Genomic DNA, 21189 nt, shown 5'->3' with positions numbered 1-21189 from the left:
TCAGATCTGACCGCGAACGCCTTCAACCAGATAGTCCATGCTTTCCAGCACGACATCGGTCTGATCAAGTGCCACACCAGCGGCAACCACCTCATTGCCCTGGTTGTCCTTCAGCGGCCCGGTGAAGATGGCAAACTCGCCCGCCATCATCTGCGCCTTGATCGCATCAGCTTTGGTTTTGGCCTCGGCAGTCACCAGCGGACCGTAGGGCGAGGTCTTGACGAAGCCTTCCTTCAAACCACCACGCAGGAAGTTGATCATCGGCTGGTCATTCTCGGATGCGCTCACATGGGCGCGATAAGGCGTTTCCCAGTTCCACTCGGCGCCAGTCAGATAGCCATTGGGTGCCAGGGCCGACTGGTCTGCGTGATAACCACAGGTCATGGCGCCGCGCTTCTCTGCGGTTTCAACAATGACCTTGGGGCCGTCAACATGGCAGGTAAGCACATCACAGCTTTGATCGATCAGGCTATTGGCAGCCTCGGCTTCCTTGATCGGGAGCGACCAGTTGCCGGTGAAGATAACCGTGGTGGTGATTTCCGGATCAACCGAGCGCGCGCCCATGGTGAAGGCGTTGATGTTGCGCAGTACCTGCGGTACCGGCTTAGCAGCAATGAACCCCAGCTTCTTGCTCTTGCTGGCATAACCCGCAATGACGCCGTTAAGGTACTGCCCTTCGTCAATGTAGCCAAAAAAGCTACCGGCATTCATGGGGTGTACACCTTCTTGCCACAGGCCACCGCAATGGGCGAAATGCACCTCAGGGAAGCGCTCGGCCATCTTGATTACGTGGGGATCAAAGTAGCCAAAAGAGGTTGGGAAGATCAGTGTGGCGCCATCCTGACGGATCATCGCCTCCATGGATTTCTGTACCGCGACGGTTTCCGGCACGTTTTCTTCTTCGACCACTACCACGTTAGGCAGCGTCTTGATGATGGCTGCAGCCTCGGCATGCGCCTGGTTGTAACCAAAGTCGTCCCGTGCGCCCACATAGATAAAACCAACAATTAAAGGCTTGTCCGCAGCACGGGCAAAACTGAATGGCATAGCGGCGGTGGCGCCGATCAAACCAGCGAGTTTGAGAAGAGTACGGCGATCGATATTCGACATGGAGCGCTCCTGGGTAGGCTAAGCAGTGCGTAAATTGATTGATCCGCTGGACACCTAGGCGCCCAGCGCTCGCTGCATACCAACTTGTATACAAGATGGGTTTTACTAAGCATTGATCATGCCAGCCCTCTAGAACGGGTTTATGCGCGATGCAGCCATCTCCAACCGGGGAAACGCACCCGTGCAGTGCGTGTCGAAAACAGGTGCACCACAGGCTGGCATATGGCTGATAAAAGATTTGTCTGTGCGCTGTCTTGGCAGGGTGACTATTCGGTAACGGACATAGGACGGTGAGACGCCAGAACAGGCTGCACACTCCTCAAAAGCGAAGTAGTACTGTAGAGAAATTGAAGCAGCATCAACCAGGCATCTCCAACGCTCATTACTAAGCAGACCTGAATTGACGGGGACGGCTTAAAGTAGCTGACGGCTGCCTAGCTAGTAGCCCAGGCTTGCCTTAGTCTCGCAAGGTCAAGAACAAGCGCAGATCCAATTCCAGCTGGTGGTAGTCAGGCTCCATATGCTGGCATAACTGGTAGAAGGCTTTGTTATGGTCTTTCTCGCGCAGGTGAGCCAGCTCATGCACCACCACCATGCGCAGTAGCGGCTCCGGTAGCGTCTTGAGGATGGCCGAGACCTTGATCTCGTTTTTGCGCTTGAGCTTGCTGCCCTGCACACGGCTAACAAACTGGTGCTGACCCAGGGCGTTGTCGATCACGTGCATACGGGTATCGAAGAACACCTTGCTTACCGGACCGCTGCTGCGCATGAATTGCTGCTTAAGCGCCTGGGTATAGTCGTAAAGAGCCGCATCAGTCTGGATCGGATGCTGCTCTTGCGGCGGATAGCGCTGCTCCAGCCAGGCACCGAGCCGCTGCGCCGCAAGCAACTGGGAGACCTGCTGCTGCAAGCTCGGACTATATCCGTTGAGGTATTTGAGGGCAGACAAGGTAGCTCGCGTTCGCGTTGTTGACGCGGTAGATAATACAGCACTTCAGCAAATCCGGTTTCACCAAAGAGCCGCTCTTCTATAAACTTCACGCATCGTTCGGCTCTCTGTCATTGGTGTGACTTCATAATGTGGTAGAGGCATAGCCGACACCGTATCCAGGCTAAACAAGCATATGAAAAAAGTGGTAGTTACCGGCGGTGCCGGATTCATTGGCAGTCATCTTTGTGAAAAACTGGCCGGTTTGCCAGGCTATGCTGTCTGGTCGCTGGACAACTACTCCAGCGGCAGCACAGACAACCATGTTGAGGGTGTCACTTATCTCAACGGTGACACGCGCGACATAGATCAGCGCATAGACTTTACTCCCGATCTGGTTTTCCACTTGGGGGAGTACTCGCGAACCGAGCAGAGTTTTGCCGATGTAGAAAAGGTCCTGCAGTTCAATCAAAGCGGCACGCAAGCGGTGATCGAATTCTGCCGCCAACGGGGCTGCAAACTGGTTTACGCTGGCAGCAGCACCAAGTTCGCCGATGCCGGCAGTGGCCCGGAACAGAGCCCTTATGCCTGGACCAAAGCAGCCAATACCCAACTCATCCAGCTGTATGGCAAGTGGTACGGGCTGTCTTATGCTATCGCCTATTTCTACAACGCCTACGGCCCGCGGGAAATCAGCAGCGGCCCGTATGCGACGCTGATCGGCCTTTTCACCCGGCACATGCGCGACGGCTCAGAGCTACAAGTGGTGCACCCTGGCGCCCAGGTAAGGAATTTTACGCATGTGCGCGATATTATCGAAGGTGTCTATCTGGTTGGTGAACACGGACAAGGTGACGGCTATGCGATCGGCAGCGAGGAAAGCTATAGCGTGCTTGATATAGCCAGGATGTTTGGCGGCCCAATCAAGATGCTGCCGCCCAGACCTGGCAATCGGATGCACGCCAGCCTGAACAGCGAGAAGACTCAAGCTCTGGGTTGGGCACCGCAATACTCAGTCAGCCAATACATCAAACAACTGCGGGCGAACGACTGGCGACAGCAGGCGGATGCTGAGACGCCTCTCGACCTTACCCCACAGTAAGCTGAGCGCCCTACTCCCTACCTGTGAAGTCAGCGGCCCCTCTATCGGGTGCCGCAAAGGCTAACCGTGTGCGACCCAAAACACAGTTAGACTGCTACTGTCGAATCCACGTCTGCGTGCGGCCCAATACGGGCAAACCGATGTAGCCGCGCACCTCCAGCTTGGCGCCGTCGTCGATCAGTCGTGCATTACTGCTGTAGACCTTGCCGTTTTCCGGGTCGAGAATCTTGCCGTTGGTGTACTCATCGCCCTGCTTTTCTAGGCCGGTAAGAATGGTCAGCCCCACTATCGGCGCGCCCTTGTCATCGCCCTCGCATTTCTCGCACGTCGTGTGCGCCTCTCTACCTGGCTGCGGGAAGACCTCTTCAATAGTGCCACGCAGAGAGCCTTGCTGCTCGACAATGCGAATCAGCGCGCGAGCATTGCCGCTATTGTCATCAATACTCTTCCACAAGCCGACAGCCGAATCACTACCTGCCCAGGCTAGCGGCGCTGCCATCACAGTCATTAGCGCAAAAGCGATTCGTCGGATTTGGGTACTCGCTCGCATCAAAGGGATCTCCTGCTGATCTAAAAGAAGTAAGAAGGCTAATATAATCAGTCGGTTATGCCTACGAAAAAATGATTGCACCAACTGACCAAAGCACAGGACAAGTACCACTGCATCAGACCTGACACTTGCTGGAATGGAGTTGCTCGAAGCTATGCTATTGAGAACGTGACCGCTTTATGTGCCGTTGCATTCAGACAAAAAAAGACCATCACGATGGATGGTCTTGAACATGCTTCAGACGGCCGCAGAGATCGGCTTGTCTGGGTACCAGGCGTCCTGCAGTGGGCTGACTTCAACGACAGCCAGTTCGCTGCGACTCTTGAGCCAGGCTTCTGCAGCGGCGCGCTGCTCTTCGCTGACAGAGCCACGCTCTGCCAAGCAGACCAGACCAAAGTCTTCGCCACCTACGAAGTCCAGGCCGTTGGCTTCCATGGCCTGGATCAAAAACTGGTCGAGGAAGCTATCAACTTCTTCAGTGGTCAATCCGTCCTTGAACTCAAGGTTCAGCTCAAAACCCAGCTCCTGAAACTCATCAACACAGAGTTTTTTGCGCAAACGACGTGAACGGTTGGTAGCCATGAAAATTCCTCTTGGGTGATATTGAAGCGAATTGTAACAGTCCCGGGACCGCGCCGCTTGCTGCCAATACAGGAAAACTTTTTCAGGGGAGTGCGAACGACAAAAACATCCCTTGGCTTTAGTATCTGACGCTACTGTGAATGTACAAGACAGGCTAGGTGGCCTGCCAACCATTAGTCAGCTACCAGTGGTGAACAACCTATTGGCTTTACACAACAGAAGCAGTAAGAGAAGCTGGCGAAATTCTTTCGCGCATAAAAAACCCCTGCCAACAGGACAGGGGCTTCTGTTACAGCTGCAGATCAGCCAATGGATACGCCATGAGCTTCAGCTAACGCCTTCAGGCCGCCAGCAAAGCCTTGACCGATAGCCTTGAACTTAAACTCATCACCATGACGATACAGCTCGCCGAACACCATAGCGGTTTCGGTGCTCGCGTCTTCCGACAGGTCGTAACGAGCTATTTCTTTACCGTCAGCTTTGTTAACCACGCGAATAAACGCGTTTGAAACCTGACCGAAGTTCTGCTTACGCGATTCCGCTTCATGGATTGTCACTGCGAAAACAAGCTTTTTAACATCGCCAGCCAGGCCACTCAATTTAACCTCAGCTTGCTCGTCATCGCCCTCGCCCTCGCCAGAGCGGTTATCACCGAGATGCTGAATCGTACCGTCTTTCGACGTTTTATTGTTGTAAAAAATGAACGAAGAGTCATCCAGAACTTTGCCGTTCTCGCCACAGACAAAAATGGACGCGTCGAGATCGAACTCCGCGCCATCGGTAACACGTGGGTCCCAGCCCAGTCCAACAAGCACTTCTGACAGGCCTGGAGCCTCTTTGGTCAAAGAGACGTTGCCGCCCTTACTTAGACTTACCGCCATTGTAAATTTCCTCGTACTAGTAAATTAGATAGAGATTCCGAACTGGTTAGCCATGGCCTTGAGTCCGCCAGAGTAACCTTGGCCCACCGCGCGGAACTTCCACTCGCCGTTGTTGCGGTAAAGCTCGCCAAAAATCATCGCCGTTTCAACGCTGGCATCTTCTGCCAGGTCATAGCGAACGACTTCAGATCCACTGACTTCGTTCACGATACGAATATAAGCATTAGCAACCTGGCCAAAGTTCTGATTGCGGGTCTGGCCTTCGTGAATAGTCACGGAAAAAGCTATTTTGTCGATATCAGCAGGCACGCGAGACAGGTCAACTTTAAGAATTTCATCGTCGCCATCACCTTCGCCCGTGCGGTTGTCACCGGTATGCTCAACGGAGCCATCCGGGCTCTTCAATTGATTATAAAAAATAAAGTCGGCTTCGCTACGGACCTTGCCATTGCTGGCAATGAGGAATGCGCTGGCATCAAGATCGAACTCTGCACCATCAGTTGCGCGAGGATCCCAGCCCAGACCGATCAGGGCCTTCGTCATACCTGGGTCTGTTTTAGAAAGAGACAGATTTCCGCCTTTTTGCAGTGAAAGAGCCATTTCACAAATCCTTTTTAGGTTAAACGTTTTCGTTGGGGTTGGTTTTTACTACATCCACGTCATCTTCTTTTTCTGGGAAGATGATACTAGCTACAATGCCGATGCCCAATACAACCATCACAATAATGAGACTGGTGTTCGGATCAATATCGTAACCGTGATGAAACAAGTGGTTGGTTGCATTCAACGCCAGTTTACCGGCGATGAAAAACAATAAAGCCACAACCGCTTTTTCCAAGTGCACCAAATAGCGTTTCAGCGCTTCAAGAACGAAATACATCGTCCGCAGACCAAGAATCGCGAACATCATGGCCGAATAGACTATTAGTGGCTCCCGGCTAACAGCGATAACTGCAGGCACCGAGTCGAAGGCAAACAAGACGTCTGAGATCTCGACTACGAATACGCAAAGCAAGAGGGGCGTTGCAAACCAAGTCCCCTTTTCAGCCAACGTCATCCCTTTGTTCTCAGGCTTCCTCAGCTCGCCTTCCAGCGTTTCACGGCGAACAAAAAATGCGTGGCCATATAGCTTAGGCCACACTGGAAACAGCTTCTTGCCTAGGCGATAAGCAATGTGCTTGGAGTAATCTTCCTCTTCGTCATCATCACCCCCACCTTTGAGCATCATGACCGCCGTCCAAGCAACGATAGCGGCAAACACTATTTCCACCCAAGGTCCGAACGCCAGTAGACCGGTACCGATAGCTACAAATATCAAACGGAAAACAATCGCACCGATGATGCCCCAGTAAAGAACCCTGTGCCGCAGTGCGTCAGGTATCTTGAACCAAGCAAAAATAGCCATGAATACAAACAGGTTATCGACGCTTAGTACTTTCTCAAGTGCGTAACCGGTAACGAAAAGGCTAGCCACCTCAGGACCATGGTTTACGTACAGAAAGCCTGCGAAGGCCAATGATACAAAAACCCAGAAAAGCGACCAGAGCGACGCATTGAGCAAGGTCACCGGCTTATCTTTCTTGTGCGTAAACAGGTCAAGTGCTAGTGCGAATATCGCCAGACCGGCGAAAATCGCCATAGTCAGCGGCGGAAAGCCGATTGCCGTGTTTTCCAAGGTCATACCCTCACAGGTCAAATTCGCTTGGGTTTAAGGCAAGCTCGTTACAAATTGTACGGCACATGGCTTGTTCACTTTGATCAAAGTCGCCATCTGCAGCGCCTATGGCGCAACAAACGCGCACCAGAAGACGCGCCGCGTCTTGCTTATTGCGGAGCTTGCCAACGGTCCTAAGGGCTTCTGCCTGACCAATAGCCGGGTCAAAGTCAAAATTGCTGCACACATCATTGAATGACTGGATTACATCCTTTGTGTTGAACACCTTCAGTTCTTTCGAATTTTGGATGTAACCAATCATCTTTTGTTTTTCATCGGAGCTGATATTGCCGTCTGCCGCCGCTACTAGAGCGCAACCAGCAACCACGGCTTCCATGAACTCCCGGTTCTTGAATTTAGTCACTTCATTTGCAAGGCGATCACGCGCCTCATTCGCATTCTTCTTTAGCCAATCGAGCATTCGGGTTCACCTTGTGTTTGCGGCATCCTACGGCGCCGCTAAGTTGTTTATTTCGAACCTGCGCGCCAGGACATTCCCCAGTGGTAGGCTTGATCAAGCTTTTCCTGATCTCGGTGGAAATCGACTCTGCGCGTTACATTAACCTCACCACTGATGTTTTCAAGTAGCGCTATACAGCAACATCCGAGCTGGCCGCCCTCCTCGCTAACACGCACTTCGACTGGCGCTTGGTTTGGTGCAAACAGTGTAACAACGCCGTCTGTTGCCGACCAGTTGGGGGCACCGTCGTAGATAAAGGCAAAAACTGCAATGCGCTTGATCTCGCTCCAGCGATCCCCATTGATGTGGAGCCATTCACCATCACTAACAGAGCCGGTTCGGTCATCGCCCATAAGCTGAATGAAAGGTGACTGATCGTATGAGCCGAAGCCTCTGCCAAGCGCCTGAACTACGCCTTTACGACCATCCTGCATCTCAAACAAACAGCCCAAATCAAGGTCCACTGACGACTTCTTACCAAAGCCCAGAAACCCACCGGACTTCTGCTGCTGGTTCCAGTTCAGATTGATTCGAATCTTGCCGTACTGGCCCCCAGCCTTCTTCTCAAGACTGATACTTGAACGTGATTTATCTAGTGTAATCTTGCTCAAGTTAACACTAGACGGAGTTGGGGCAGGCGCTGGAGCGGGCGCAGCAGCTGGTGATCCGGCAGAGGCAGGCTGCGGTTTTGGACTAGACGCCGGCGCAGAAGCAACTTCCACGCCGAAGTGCTTGGCCAACGGTTCTAGCCCTCCCGCAAACCCCTGAGCTACGCAGCGAAACTTCCAGGTACCTTGGCGACGATAGAACTCACCAAGAATTAGCGCTGATTCCTGCATACCTGCTGTAGGAATCGCGGCTTCAATACCACCAGTGACGCTAACTGACAGCTGTGACACAGAAGCGAACGTGGACCTGTTCTCATATATTGTTGCGGTTAGCGCGACTTTTTCCACCGCAGCATCAAGGCGAGCGAGGTCCAACGAGAAAACCGCGCGACCCGCACTCACCTCGGTCATCTGCACCATGCCGTCGCCAATCGTTTTTTGGCCATAGAAGCACATATCTTCATCGCCGCGAACTTTCCCAGAGCTACCAAGCAGAAAGGCGGAGAGGTCAATGTCCTGACCGGAGTCTGGCGTATAGGTAACGGTTACCGAGACCGTTGCATTGTCGACAGGGGCGTTGGCCCCTGGAGTTAAGGTGGTCATCAGCCTAATACTCCTGCAGCCTCGCTAGCTAGGTCACGGGCAGTGCGACCATTGGTTTCTCGGCCAACTGCGGTCATGTCCCAGCCATCAGCTGTGCGCGTTAGGTAGGCCATAATTACGCCTGTGTGGTTCCCTTTTTCAGACAGCGTGAGGCGAGCAATTTCTGAACCTGCTTGCTCGTCTACAATGCGACAGTACGCATTTTCCACTTCATTAAACGTTTGACCGCGGAACGAATTGACCGTAAAGACGAGGTACTTTACTGCTGACGGCAGTTTCAAAAGATCGACAAAAATAGTTTCGTCATCACCGTCTCCCTCGCCGGTCAGGTTGTCACCAGAGTGTGTGATTGACCCGTCTTTCGATTTAAGCTGTGAGAACATAACAACGTCGATTGCTGACTTGTTGCCATCCATCATGATGCATGATGCGTCCAGGTCGATATCATCGCTGTCTGCCCCGCCGCCGAGTAGCCGGCTGAAAAAGCCGCCCGAGGGTTTCGGCTTCTGGGCGGGATCCCAACCTAGCCCCATGCGAATCTTGGTCAGCCCGTTCCCGGTGGTCTTCTCAAGTGAAATAGTTTGGTTTTTAGCTAGTGAAAGCGCCATTTTTACACTCCTTGTCAATTAAATTAACTTCGTTCACTGCACGAGGGTCGCCTTCTGGCGCTCGCCTCGGTACCTAATATCGACTTCACCTAACATAGGTGCAGTCGAACCTGATCTTATCGCCCACTTCCCGCGCCACCATACAGTTAGCAACGAATAAAGCTCATTGCAAAAACTAGGACGAGCTAGTTAGTGCATTAGTTCAGCCAAGCCCAGACCAGTCTCGGTCGCCTCCTGGCGAACGCCATACCACTTAGCCCGTTCCAGTATGTTTTGAGCCCATTTGTAATGAGTAGCAGGTTCGCACATGGCGTCGTTAAACTTGAAAACAGCTGGCGCAGACTCTTCAACTATGCACCTGGCACTGTTGAGGTCATCTATGCGCACTGCTAGTGCACTATGAATTGCCGCGATCTGTGAAGGGTGTATAGCCGTTTTACCAACTAGCCCGTGGGCAATATCAAGCTCGAGCTCCTCGTCTAATAGGGCGGGACTTGAAAGTTGCTCGAAAACAGGCGCGGTAAGAGAGAACCCTGCCGCACCCATAACACCGGCGAGCATCGAAATAACATAGCTCATAGGGCCGCTGTAAAGCGTCTTTGTCCGACTGCGACGTAAACCGAGGCAGCCCATAAGGTCGTTGCCGCCTATGCGCAGCGCAATAATACGCTGATCAAACTCACCCCTGAGTGCTTGGGCAAGCTCTGCCATGGCCGCTGGTTGGAACACGTCGTGGGTTTCCAATGTAGGCATTAAAACGATGCTGGGGTTAGTCACCGCAGACTCCCAGGCTGAGAGGTTGCGCAAAGTCAGTTTGGGGACCACAAATCCATCCACCAAGCCAATCAGTGGCCAGTCGTTCAAAATAGCCGCCATTTTTGAATCTCTGGGCCTGACAAATAGCATCGGCCTCTGCACAGACCGACCGCCTTGTGCATGCATATTTTTGAGCAGCCGCTCCAGGTTGGACAAGGCGAACTGAACGTCATTTGGCGAGACGGCGTCCTCCAAACAAACAACAAGCGAACGCAACTCCGGCAGCCTATCGCCCGATACAACATCCAAGATATCAGGCCGGGTTGCAGGCATATATAGGGTGGCGCCAAGTGCGTATGGCGAGCACAAACTCATCTAGCTGACACTCCTAATTACGGTCATGGCCCGGTAAGGCCCTAAGGAGCCGCCCCACTCCTCCACCTGCACGCCTGCTTTCTCCGCCAGATGTATCAGTAGCTGCACGTCGGCATCGCTCTTGTCGCCTACTAAAACATGATCAGGAACGCGTCTCAATACTGCACGGGTAGCTTCGGCAATACCTGGTTTCAATCGGTTAAGATTAGATATACTAAATCGCTCGGCAATGTGGTGAATAACCTGACGAGAGGCCTCTTGTAGCATCTCACGCTGCGTGTTTGACCAGGGTGTTGCCGGTTCGATCCCGCGAACTGTCAGACGCAAGCAATCAATTTTGTCAACAAACGCCCGAGTGACGTCATGCGCTTGCAAGTGATCATAGACGATACAGCCGTGTAGTCCTCCGCTGGAAGGCCAGATAGAGCGAGAGACCAGACCCGACACCGTCGCCCCGAGAATACCTGATGGAATAACCCAGTCGTCTGCAGACGCTGAGAGCCACGCTCTCCCACAAGGATCAGCAAGTACGACAAGACGCGGGTCCGCAGGAAACCGTGAGTCGCCCTGAAGACTCCGTTTGATCTCCGCTGAGATCGCGCCTTTGCCAGTCCAGCCATCGACGAAAACAATGCTTTCTGCACCATGGTCCTGAATCACCGCCTCCAAGGCATCGCTGTCGATTCCGCGGTCACGAATGATGCTAATACCGTAGTGGTAGGCCTCGCAGCCAAAGCCTACAAGCGCTCTACGCAGTAAAACGCCAAGCGGCAATCCGGCTCGGACAAACGAGACAAGCACTACCGACCTTCCCGTAAATTCAGTGGCCAACGCGAGCGCCAAGGCCTGTACGTCCTGGGCCATACGCTCGCCGTTCTGTAGCATCGCTCGCTCGTATAGCTCCTTGTGCACACGACTGGGAGCGTTCTCTTGACTGATCATCTCTGAATAATGACGCTGCTTACTCTGAATCAAGCGCTCTTTTTCAAGTACCTCAGTCGGCTCAATATCGACTTTGCGCAGCAAAAAGTGAACATCCTGCTTATCGTAACTTCCACTCCCTACGGTCTTCATCACGCTAATAGCACTACCCACCAATAACACTCCTCGCGGCCCTTGCTAGCTGGCTTTTGCCGGGCGTGGCCCAGAAATCACAGTCAGTCATGAATCCCAAGTCTGAAATACTGTCTCCGAAACCGAGGACGAGGCGCTCGCCATTCATTGCGCGGTCGCGGCGCACCCATTCCTGCACAGCAATTCGCTTCTCCAGCCCCACAGGGATGAAGGCAAGATTATTACCGTTCCGGTGAACATACATACCGTCGAGCAGACCCCGCGCCTGAATAACGTCCAGTACTTTAACAAGCACGCTGTCGTCGTTGCCATTGTGTTTAGTCACTACATAATTCTGCAGTCCGGCCTCTTCAACAACCCAGCCGCGCAGCGAGAACCCGAGATCGGAACCCACCGTAAGTGTCGTTTCACTGAGGTCCGCTAGGCGGGTCTGATAACGGGCTAAAGCGCTGGCCATCAAAGAGTGCCAAGCGGCGTCCGAACTCCCATCCGGCTCGAGAATGACACCACCATGGGAGCAGACTGCTCCTAGCGCAAATGGCAACTGAACGCGTTTATAGGCCTCAACGCTACGTGCCGTAACGGGTACCACATCCGCGGTTGCAAAAAGCCATTCGACAAGCGCTTTTTGAATGGGCGACATATAGCCGTTGGGTCGCCCCTCCTGATCTAAAGTGGCAGGGAAACGCGGCGTTCCATCAGGCATTTTGCGGGCTGTTTGAAAAAGCGTATCGTCGAGATCAACGAAAGCCAAAGGACGCTTAGAAAGCATCAACGATCACCTCTGCACTGAGCGTTTGAATGAGCGTCTTATCCACTGCCATGATAGGCGTCTCGCTGCAGATTAGAACACGATCAAACTGGCCTGGGGCGACGTTATAAAGAAAGTTGGGCATACCCAAGCCATAACTATCTGAGAAAGAAATAGCATGCTTTACAGCATGTCCCAAAGCGATAGGTGAGCGAGTAGTGGAGCTAAAATGGACGTCCGCACCGAGACGTTCTAAACGCTCAGCCAACAGAAATGGCCGCCAGACAAACTCGCCGTTGCCCACGACTAGCACACGCTCACCGGGATGAACTAGCACGTCCAGACCCAAGGTATCTTCTACTCCTCGGGTACCAAGCCGCCCCCAATCGAGGTCAGCGTTGATTGGCCAATCGCCGGCCGCAACAGCGCCCACTTTTGGCATCTCTGGTAGCGGAGCGTCCTGTTTATCATGAAACTCGTATGAGCCACTGAGTAGCGAAACTTGTGCTGCAGTAGAGCCCACACTTCTGGTGACCGCACCCGCGGACCAATCGGTTAGTGTTGCAGTAACGACACGCTCAATGGATTTCAGTCCCGCATTAACCAATGAGTCATATAAGTTGATAAACGTTTTTCCGGTAGACGCTTCGTCATCCACCAACACTAACGAACGGGCATTGAGCATCATTTCGCGTGTATCTGCATCTACCGGGAGATGGATCAGGTGCGCGCTGGCGTGACTGTGTTCTTCCTCAAACCGAGCGAAAATTTCTGTGCCAAGAGGATGACGGGTACTAACAATATAAACAGAGTCTGGCCGGCGGCTACTCAATGCCCGGTGCACACCAGCGCCTAGACCAACCGCCGTCTCAGCCATACCCATGACAAGAATGGGGCCCGGCAAATCCTCAGGGATAAGTGAGGCAAGTTTTTCAAAGCTGCCTGACATAGCCGAGGGTCGTGCCGGAATGTGACGGCCAAGCACCTTTGAAACAAAGAGAAAAGCACGCTTTGGATTACGACGCTCAGCAAAGCCGAATAGGGCCTCGGGCTCGACGCTTGCTTTATCAATGTTGACCTCAAGCCGGCCACGCATAAGATCTGCTTGCAGTCGCTGAACATCTGAAGCGGTATTGTTGAACATGTACCTGTATGCCTATTTTCTGAAGCGGGAGGCCTAAGTAGCCTATATAGCTTTTACGTCAGCGAGGTGTGTTAAACAGCACTCGCCTCAATACGCCACAGAGACGCTTGTGCATCCTTGGCTATTTCAGTAGTGGTTCGTTGCTGACTGCTACCCCCCCGCTGCGCGTTGATGCTCGATGCGTCCAAAAACGCCAGTATCAGCGGGGACTTTACGGCGAAGTTCATACTCTGCGCATCTGCCATGGAAGATTTGACAAGCCCCACAACCAATCCCGAGCCATCAAACAAGGGGCTGCCACTGGAGCCAGGTTGGATCGCTGCCGTGAACTGAAGCAGACTGGCGTCGTCACGAATGCCAAAGAGCGCGGAAATCCCGCCTTGAGTAACATGCAGCCCGCGCCCAGCCAAACCAGACAACGGGTAACCGAGAGCGACTACTGTCTCTCCCAGCTCGCACCCTCTTCCTTCACGAAACGTAACAGGAACGAGTGGCTTGGCGCCATCAATCCGCAACAGCGCAATGTCGTTTCGTTCGTCTACAACCACCGGTTCCGCGCGGTATCTTCCCTCGAAAGACGCGATCGATACGCAGCTCATGCCCTCGATGACGTGGGCGCATGTCATTATGTGCGTCGGGCTGACGGCGAAGCCAGTCCCGGTAGCTGTCTCTGATCTTGAGCTCTCCGTCCGCGACGTGCCACGATTAGGATGGCTATCATCAATATCACGGCCCAAGCGCCGACCAAGGGCAGAAAGTCCATACGCTGAGCCTTCAGCTAGCGCCCTAAACTTCCATTCTGAGTTTCGGATGTAGAACTCACCCAAGACCACTGCTGCCTCACCAAAGCCAGCCAGACTATGTTTGTGCTCAATATGATCGTTCACGATCAAACGCACAGAACCGAGTTCGCTAATCGGCCCTGCCGCCGCATATACGTACGCTACGATCAGCACCTTCTCACAGCCTTGAGGGAGACTGCCAAAAGTTACTTTACAGCAAGCCTTTTCAGGGCCGCCGCTCCACTCCATCCACGGCTGTGGTGACTGAAACATTACGGGACTGCCGCAGGGGATGCGCTTGCCATCAACAGGCAAAAGCGCAAGGCCCGCGTAATCACCTAAAAGCGCTCCGCGGTCAGTCTCCATACTCCAACTGAAGTCATCATCACCGATACTGGCGTTTGCACCAGGTGAGAGAAAAATCATCCTTGTAATCTCCACATTAAAATCAACGACAATAGCTCCATGGGTAACACGGCTAACACCTACCGTCGAGAGAAATCGCCACATTAATAGGTTTAACACGAACGCCCATTTTCCATTGCGAAATAGGTTCTGGGAGACTCAGCCTGCGGCTGGCAAAGATGCCAGGCAAATTCACCCCCACTTCTCTGGTGTAACCGATACCACCGGAATAACGCGGATTGATTTCAAGCAGGTGCGGAATGCCTTCGCCGTCATCGCGAGTTTGAACGTTCACCAAACCATCGCACTTGAAATGCGTGGCCGCCCGAATCGCAAGATCTACAGCGCGCCCTTCACGCTCGAAAGTTTGGTAATAGCCTTGCTTACGCCGACCAACATAGGCGATGACATCACCCGCTTCGCATACCATATCAATCGAACACTCGCTGCCAGACAGGTACGGCATTAGCAAAAGAGGCGTTGGGGTTTTTGCCTGCGCATAGGTATCCGCGAATACTCGCAAGTTTGCTTCACATGCGCTGGCATTCGCAAAACAACGAAACGGATCAGTGTTTTCACTGAGCCTCCAAAAACCCTGCCCATAAACCCCTGCCACTGGCTTGACGCAAACCGGCCCCTGCAACACCAGATCATGGTAGACAGCCACCAACTGCTCGGAGCTCGTGACAGGGACGCCGGGAATACAATTCAAGCCACCAGCCAGCGCGGCGGCAGTAAACCGTCCTTTGTCTTCGACAATCTGAAGCCCTTCCAAGGAAATGCAGCCAGTCACCAGCCTGATGCCATTCGCTTCAAATCGCCCACGATGGGCTTCATAAAGTTGTCCAAATTTACCCGCTAATACTACTTCAATGCTGTTACTTAGGGCCTTGTCGATCACCCAATCTACTCTCACCGTATTGTCACTTGGCTCAGTCCAAGCAACATCAGCAAGCCCTGTAATCTCTGGGCGTTGCTCACGGTGAGAGGCGAAAATCTGAACTGACGGCGGTAGCGCATCTCGCGCGCCAGCGATCACGTCACGCTGGCTAGAATGTCCCTCAAGGACTAAAAGCATGCCTACCTTCCTGACAAATTGTTAACGCTAACGCACGTCGCAGACGAGATATTAGTGGCTCAATAGAAGCCTCGCACGATGCCGACCGGAACCGCCTAATTGAGCATAATGCGCCTTGATTACTTGCGTAAAATACTGGTGCGAGATTACTCCTTTTCATCGCCAACTACGGTGAACCAAGTCGATTTATATTGATTTTTTTCAACAATCTTTACCCCCATCGGAAGCAGACTGTAATCAATCAAGATCTCAAGCTAAGTGTGAGACGCCCATCAATGGCGCCAATGCTGTCATCACAACTTTCGGCGCGTTTAGCAGACGTCACCCTCTAGCAGGCTAACGCACCAAAGCCAACCTAATGAAGACCGGAGACGTTATCCAACCGTGGAACCAGCACTGCACACCCGAATTTAGGCGTCTATTATTTCAGTACTCAAACATGGACGATAAAATAAATAGCTAAAGACGGGAATGAACCAACTGGCACTTATCGGAATTTAAAGCCCCAAGCGAGTAACGAGGAGGTACGCTTGAATACTTAGAGGAAAGCAATCGGCTTCACCTCCATCCACACACGCAAAATTTCTTTAGCTCTCAGACATGAGCCGCAGTCGTCACGGAGAACACCGCCAACGAAGCATTTTTTTGCGGGCTGGTTCGGCCTCCGATATGCCTTTCGCCGACAAAACCCGTTAGATTTACGCGCATTTTGCGTACTCCAGACACAAAAAAAGGATCAGGCCGCTAAGTGCTTGATCCTTCTATTGAATTTGGTCGGGACGGAGTGATTCGAACACTCGACCCCTTGCACCCCATGCAAGTGCGCTACCAGGCTGCGCTACGCCCCGACGATGCTTCGATTTGTCTGTCGAAGCGGGTCGCATGATACATTAACTATCTGAAATGCGAAAGTTTTTTTTCGATATCAGCGCACGCGCAACACACTCAGAACTTCTTCCAACTCGGCAATAGTCTGACGGATCAGCTGCTTGTACTGAGTTACATCGTCCTTCGCTTCATCACCGGATAAACGCTGACGCGCACCGCCGATGGTAAAGCCTTGATCGTAAAGCAACCCGCGGATCTGACGAATCATCAGCACATCCTGACGCTGATAATAACGACGATTCCCACGACGCTTCACCGGTGAAAGTTGCGGAAATTCCTGCTCCCAATAACGCAGAACATGAGGTTTTACTGCACAAAGCTCGCTGACTTCACCAATGGTGAAATAGCGTTTGCCGGGAATCGCCGGCAGTTCGTCGTTATGGCTGGGTTCCAGCATAGGCTTCTACTCTTGCCTTGAGTTTTTGTCCCGGGCGAAAAGTCACTACCCGCCTGGCGGTAATAGGGATCTCTTCACCCGTCTTGGGATTGCGTCCGGGACGCTGACGTTTGTCACGCAGATCAAAATTGCCAAATCCGGACAATTTGACCTGCTCATTGGTCTCCAATGCATTACGAATTTCTTCGAAAAACAATTCAACCAGCTCTTTGGCTTCGCGCTTATTAAACCCTAGCTCTTCATAGAGCCGCTCAGCCATTTCCGCTTTCGTCAGAGCCCCCATAGGCTATTTCCTTAGTGTGGCATTGAACCCTTGCTCCAAGGACTGCAGCACTCTGTCCATGACAGCATTCACCTCTTCATCCGTTAGAGTGCGCGAGGAATTCTGCAAGGTCAAGCCGATAGCCATGCTTTTTCTATGCGGATCAATACCTTTGCCCTCATAAACATCAAACAACCTGAGGTTTTTCAAGTGCTCGCCCGCTTCGCGTCGAATACAAGACAACAAATCTTCGGCCAGCACAGTGCGGTCTACTACTAGCGCTATGTCTCTTCTGACCTCAGGGAAGCGCGACAATTCGCTGAATCGCGGCAATTTGCCTTGGCAAATCTTTGCCAATGCCAACTCGAACACAAAAACCGGCCCATTCAGATCAAGATCAGCGGCCAGCTTGGGATGCAGCGCACCCAACAAGCCAACTTGTTCACCATTGCGCTGGATACTGGCGCTCTGGCCAGGATGCAAGGCCGGATGCTCGACGGGAATAAAGGTGTAGGCGTCTGCTGCCCCACCATTGCCCAGGATTGCTTCAACATCAGCTTTAACATCAAAGAAGTCGAGCTTATCAGCACCATTGGCCCAGCCTTCCGGCAAGCGTGTGGCGCAGGCGATACCAGATAGCATGCGCTCTTGCAGCAACTCACCATCGGCTTGTGGCACAAAGCGCAAACCGCTTTCAAACAAGCGAACGCGACCTTGCTGGCGGTTCTGGTTATATTGCAGCGCTTTGCTCAAGCCCGGCCACAGCGACGGACGCATAACCGCCATATCGGTAGAGATCGGATTGGCCAGCGCCAAGGGTTCGATTTCCGGCTCAAACTGCTTGCTCAGGCCCGGCTCGATGAAGCTGTAAGTAATGGCTTCGTGGTAACCACGGGCAACCAGCAGACGGCGCAGCGTTGGCAGTTCGCCAAGGGTTTCTGGCTTGGCCGTCAGGTTGAGTGCTGCGGTAGGTGCAGTTGCCGGTAGGCGGTTATAGCCATACAAGCGCGCCAACTCTTCGATCAGGTCCACTTCGATGCTGATATCAAAGCGGTGACTAGGCACATCTACCTGCCATTGACCTTCACCTTGTGCGGTAACAGTCAGGCCCAGGCCTGTCAAATAGCCAACTACATCAGTGTGGCTCATTTGCATGCCGAGCATCTGATTGATGCGCTCGCCGCGCAGGATGATCTGCTTCAGTGTCGGCAGCTCGCCCTGCTCTACCGCCTCAATCACCTGGCCCGGCTCACCGCCAACGATCTGGAGAATAAGCGCAGTAGCACGCTCCATGGCCTCGCGCTGCAGCTGCCAATCCACGCCGCGCTCGAAGCGGTGCGAAGAGTCGGTATGCAGGCTGTAGCCACGCGCTTTACCAGCAATGGCAATAGTGTCGAAGAAGGCACTTTCCAGAAACAGATCCTGTGTACCTGTGCTTACGCCACTGTGTTCGCCGCCCATGATACCGGCCATAGCCAGAGGACGTTCGTGGTCAGCGATTACCAGGGTATCAGCGCGCAGGGTGATTTCCTGGCCATCGAGCAGCACCAGCTTCTCGCCCTCTTCGGCCAATCGCACGCGAATGCCGCCCTTGATCTCGGCGAGATCGAAGGCATGCAGCGGCTGACCCAGCTCAAGCATGACATAGTTGGTGATATCCACCACGGCGTCGATACTGCGAATATCGCTGCGACGCAGACGCTCGACCATCCACAGCGGAGTCGGTCGGGACAGGTCGACATTGCGGATCACGCGACCCAGGTAGCGTGGGCAGGCCTGCGGCGCCAACAGCTCGACCGGGCGCACGTCATCGTGCGTTGCGGCGACAGCGTCAACCTGCACGCGTGTCACTGCAGCGCCATAGTTAGCACCCACTTCCCGGGCCAGGCCGGCAATCGACAGGCAGTCACCACGGTTTGGCGTCAGATCGACCTCAATGATCGCATCGTCCAGCCCGAGGTATTCACGCACATCCTGACCAGCAGGCGCGTCTGACGGCAGTTCGTACAGACCGTCGTGATCTTCGGACAGCTTCAGTTCGGCAGCAGAACACAGCATGCCGAAGGATTCGACGCCACGCAGCTTGGCTTTCTTGATCTTGAAGTCATCGCCCAGGACGGCACCGACCATGGCGAAGGGTATTTTGATACCCACGCGCGCGTTCGGGGCACCACAGACTACCTGGAACTGCTCGCTGCCGTTACTAACTTGGCAAACACGCAATTTGTCGGCATCCGGGTGTTGCTCGGCACTGACAATCTCACCAACTACCACGCCGCTGAACGCGCCAGCGGCTGGGGTGACGCTGTCTACTTCGAGTCCGGTCATGGACAGGCGCGCTACCAGCTCGTCACGGGAGACGGCGGGGTTAACCCAGGTGCGCAGCCACTGTTCACTGAATTTCATTATTGATTCCTGCTTTCAAAAGGGTTGCGGGTGCGGCGCTCAGCGAAACTGCTCAAGAAAACGCAGATCGTTATCGAAGAAAATGCGCAAATCGCCCACGCCGTAACGCAGCATGGTCAGGCGCTCTACGCCCATACCAAAAGCAAACCCCTGGTATTTTTCCGGGTCGATGCCCGACATACGCAACACATCGGGATGCACCATGCCGCAACCCAGTACTTCAAGCCAATCGGCCTTCTCTTCACCGTTCTTGACTACGGTGCGGCGGATATCCACTTCGGCAGAAGGCTCGGTGAAGGGAAAGAACGAAGGACGGAAACGCACTTCCAGATCTGCCTCGAAGAATTCGCGCAGGAACTGCTCGATGGTCCCCTTCAGATCGGCAAAGCTCACACCCTCGTCAATCAGCAAGCCTTCAACCTGATGAAACATTGGGGAGTGAGTCTGATCAGAATCACAGCGGTAGACACGACCCGGACAAATGATCCGAATCGGCGGCTGCGTGGCCTCCATGGTGCGCACCTGAACCGGTGAAGTATGAGTCCGCAACAGGGTATTGGCATTAAAATAGAAGGTGTCATGCATTGCCCGCGCCGGGTGGTGGCCGGGAATGTTGAGCGCTTCAAAGTTATGGTAGTCGTCCTCTACTTCAGGACCTTCCTCGACGGTATAACCGACGTGGGCAAAAATCTGTTCTATGCGCTCCATGGTGCGCGTGACCGGATGCAGGCCACCGCTTAGCTGGCCGCGACCAGGCAGCGTCACATCAACACGCTCAGCAGCCAACTTGGCGTTCAGCGCTGACGCTTCCATCTCGTTCTTGCGTGCATTAAGCACACTGGATACGCGCTCTTTGGCTTCATTGACCATGGCGCCTACTTTGGGTCGATCTTCGGCCGGGATATTGCCCAGGGTTTTCATCACCTGAGTCAGCTCGCCCTTCTTGCCTAGGTACTGCACGCGGATCTGCTCCAGCGCATTGACATCAGCTGCCTGCTCGATAGCGTCAAGGGCTTGGGAGACCAGGGCGTCAAGGTTTTCCATTTACAAACTCCAGAAACAAAAATAGGGAAAGAGCGTTGAGGCTCTTCCCCTATCATTGACGTTGCCAACCACGCCTTGCAGCGCGGTGATTGTCGTAACGAGGGCTTAAGCCAGGCTAGCCTTTGCTTTTTCGACAATCGCGGTAAACGCCGCTTTTTCGTTCACAGCCAGATCAGCCAGAACCTTGCGATCGATCTCGATGGACGACTTTTTCAAGCCAGCAATCAGACGGCTGTAAGACATGCCGTTCTGACGAGCGCCAGCGTTGATACGAGCAATCCACAGCGCGCGGAACTGACGCTTACGCTGCTTGCGGTCACGATACGCATACTGACCAGCTTTGATAACGGCCTGTTTGGCAACGCGGAATACGCGTGAACGCGCACCGTAGTAGCCTTTAGCCAGTTTGAGAACTTTCTTGTGACGCTTACGCGCCATTACACCACGCTTAACACGAGCCATTCTTTATATCCTCGACCTTAGACTTAACGGAGACGCAACATGCGTTCGACTTTCTGGACATCGGCAGCATTAAGCTGCTGAGTGCCACGCAGTTGACGCTTACGCTTAGTGCTCATCTTGGTCAGGATGTGGCTCTTGAAAGCATGCTTGTGCTTAATGCCGTTCCCGGTTTTCTTGAAGCGCTTGGCTGCTGCGCTTTTGGTTTTCATCTTTGCCATG

At 53.4% G+C, this 21189-nt stretch carries 23 protein-coding genes and 1 tRNA gene; 1 reads left to right on the top strand and 23 read right to left on the bottom strand.

Annotation, left to right across the window (positions count from 1 at the left end; all coding sequences use genetic code 11):
- The gene (locus H4J77_RS07580; protein WP_182247783.1) at positions 1–1110 is read right to left on the bottom strand and encodes a BMP family ABC transporter substrate-binding protein; all 1110 of its coding nucleotides are present in this window, start codon (positions 1108–1110) and stop codon (positions 1–3) included.
- A gap of 457 nt (positions 1111–1567) precedes the next feature.
- Positions 1568–2059 (bottom strand): M48 family metallopeptidase, encoded by a 492-nt coding sequence (locus tag H4J77_RS07575; RefSeq protein ID WP_182247781.1) that lies wholly within the window; start codon positions 2057–2059, stop codon positions 1568–1570.
- A gap of 175 nt (positions 2060–2234) precedes the next feature.
- Between H4J77_RS07575 and H4J77_RS07570 the strand changes: the two genes are divergently transcribed.
- Positions 2235–3140, top strand: a complete 906-nt coding sequence (locus H4J77_RS07570) for an NAD-dependent epimerase/dehydratase family protein (protein ID WP_182247779.1) — start codon at positions 2235–2237, stop codon at positions 3138–3140.
- Positions 3141–3234: 94 nt separating this feature from the next.
- On the opposite strand, the gene H4J77_RS07565 is transcribed toward H4J77_RS07570, so the two are convergent.
- The 21 genes from H4J77_RS07565 to rpmI all read right to left on the bottom strand — a co-directional run bounded on the left by H4J77_RS07565 (position 3235) and on the right by rpmI (position 21188).
- Entirely contained in the window at positions 3235–3690 is a 456-nt protein-coding gene (locus H4J77_RS07565) for a DUF2147 domain-containing protein (protein WP_177412378.1), read from the bottom strand.
- A 237-nt stretch (positions 3691–3927) separates the two neighbouring features.
- Entirely contained in the window at positions 3928–4272 is a 345-nt protein-coding gene (locus H4J77_RS07560) for a YggL family protein (protein ID WP_123891360.1), read from the bottom strand.
- A 302-nt stretch (positions 4273–4574) separates the two neighbouring features.
- On the bottom strand, positions 4575–5153 hold the full coding sequence (locus H4J77_RS07555) for a TerD family protein (protein ID WP_123890539.1): 579 nt from the start codon (positions 5151–5153) through the stop codon (positions 4575–4577).
- Positions 5154–5177: 24 nt separating this feature from the next.
- A complete protein-coding gene (locus H4J77_RS07550; RefSeq protein WP_123890540.1) occupies positions 5178–5753 on the bottom strand; it encodes a TerD family protein in 576 nt (191 codons plus the stop codon).
- A 19-nt stretch (positions 5754–5772) separates the two neighbouring features.
- On the bottom strand, positions 5773–6828 hold the full coding sequence (locus H4J77_RS07545) for a TerC/Alx family metal homeostasis membrane protein (RefSeq protein WP_182247805.1): 1056 nt from the start codon (positions 6826–6828) through the stop codon (positions 5773–5775).
- A gap of 10 nt (positions 6829–6838) precedes the next feature.
- The gene (locus H4J77_RS07540; protein WP_123890541.1) at positions 6839–7288 is read right to left on the bottom strand and encodes a tellurite resistance TerB family protein; all 450 of its coding nucleotides are present in this window, start codon (positions 7286–7288) and stop codon (positions 6839–6841) included.
- 47 nt (positions 7289–7335) lie between these two features.
- The gene (locus tag H4J77_RS07535; protein ID WP_123890542.1) at positions 7336–8538 is read right to left on the bottom strand and encodes a TerD family protein; all 1203 of its coding nucleotides are present in this window, start codon (positions 8536–8538) and stop codon (positions 7336–7338) included.
- Positions 8538–9146 (bottom strand): TerD family protein, encoded by a 609-nt coding sequence (locus H4J77_RS07530; protein WP_123890543.1) that lies wholly within the window; start codon positions 9144–9146, stop codon positions 8538–8540. The genes H4J77_RS07535 and H4J77_RS07530 overlap by 1 nt, the downstream gene beginning before the upstream one ends.
- A 189-nt stretch (positions 9147–9335) precedes the next feature.
- On the bottom strand, positions 9336–10277 hold the full coding sequence (locus H4J77_RS07525) for an HpcH/HpaI aldolase/citrate lyase family protein (RefSeq protein WP_123890544.1): 942 nt from the start codon (positions 10275–10277) through the stop codon (positions 9336–9338).
- On the bottom strand, positions 10278–11372 hold the full coding sequence (locus H4J77_RS07520; RefSeq protein ID WP_286972188.1) for a cysteine protease StiP domain-containing protein: 1095 nt from the start codon (positions 11370–11372) through the stop codon (positions 10278–10280).
- Entirely contained in the window at positions 11365–12123 is a 759-nt protein-coding gene (locus tag H4J77_RS07515) for a trehalose phosphatase (RefSeq protein WP_123890545.1), read from the bottom strand. Before H4J77_RS07515 ends, H4J77_RS07520 begins: the two co-directional genes overlap by 8 nt.
- On the bottom strand, positions 12113–13246 hold the full coding sequence (locus H4J77_RS07510) for a phosphoribosyltransferase domain-containing protein (protein ID WP_123890546.1): 1134 nt from the start codon (positions 13244–13246) through the stop codon (positions 12113–12115). The genes H4J77_RS07515 and H4J77_RS07510 overlap by 11 nt, the downstream gene beginning before the upstream one ends.
- Before the next feature lie 71 nt (positions 13247–13317).
- A complete protein-coding gene (locus H4J77_RS07505; protein WP_123890547.1) occupies positions 13318–14454 on the bottom strand; it encodes a trypsin-like peptidase domain-containing protein in 1137 nt (378 codons plus the stop codon).
- A 52-nt stretch (positions 14455–14506) separates the two neighbouring features.
- Positions 14507–15511: an ATP-grasp domain-containing protein gene (locus H4J77_RS07500; RefSeq protein ID WP_123890548.1), complete on the bottom strand. Its 1005-nt coding sequence runs from the start codon at positions 15509–15511 to the stop codon at positions 14507–14509.
- 771 nt (positions 15512–16282) lie between these two features.
- A tRNA-Pro gene (locus H4J77_RS07495) sits at positions 16283–16359 on the bottom strand.
- A 77-nt stretch (positions 16360–16436) separates the two neighbouring features.
- Positions 16437–16796 (bottom strand): MerR family transcriptional regulator, encoded by a 360-nt coding sequence (locus H4J77_RS07490; protein ID WP_123890549.1) that lies wholly within the window; start codon positions 16794–16796, stop codon positions 16437–16439.
- The gene (ihfA, locus tag H4J77_RS07485; RefSeq protein ID WP_083727852.1) at positions 16777–17079 is read right to left on the bottom strand and encodes an integration host factor subunit alpha; all 303 of its coding nucleotides are present in this window, start codon (positions 17077–17079) and stop codon (positions 16777–16779) included. Before ihfA ends, H4J77_RS07490 begins: the two co-directional genes overlap by 20 nt.
- Before the next feature lie 3 nt (positions 17080–17082).
- Complete coding sequence (gene pheT, locus H4J77_RS07480) at positions 17083–19464, bottom strand: phenylalanine--tRNA ligase subunit beta (protein WP_123890550.1); 2382 nt, start codon at positions 19462–19464, stop codon at positions 17083–17085.
- 39 nt (positions 19465–19503) lie between these two features.
- Positions 19504–20508 (bottom strand): phenylalanine--tRNA ligase subunit alpha, encoded by a 1005-nt coding sequence (pheS, locus tag H4J77_RS07475; protein ID WP_123890551.1) that lies wholly within the window; start codon positions 20506–20508, stop codon positions 19504–19506.
- Positions 20509–20613: 105 nt separating this feature from the next.
- Positions 20614–20970 carry a 50S ribosomal protein L20 gene (gene rplT, locus H4J77_RS07470; protein WP_092283773.1) on the bottom strand — a complete coding sequence of 119 codons (357 nt, stop codon included), beginning with the start codon at positions 20968–20970 and terminating at the stop codon, positions 20614–20616.
- Positions 20971–20993: 23 nt separating this feature from the next.
- The gene (gene rpmI, locus H4J77_RS07465; RefSeq protein ID WP_092283775.1) at positions 20994–21188 is read right to left on the bottom strand and encodes a 50S ribosomal protein L35; all 195 of its coding nucleotides are present in this window, start codon (positions 21186–21188) and stop codon (positions 20994–20996) included.
- Between the last annotated feature and the right edge of the window lies 1 nt (position 21189).

Origin of the sequence: Pseudomonas sp. 5Ae-yellow (genome assembly GCF_014077575.1) — a bacterium.
In the GTDB taxonomy this organism is placed as follows: domain Bacteria; phylum Pseudomonadota; class Gammaproteobacteria; order Pseudomonadales; family Pseudomonadaceae; genus Halopseudomonas; species Halopseudomonas neustonica.
Note: the sequence above shows the minus strand (reverse complement) of the source record. Positions and strands in the feature narration are given on the sequence as shown.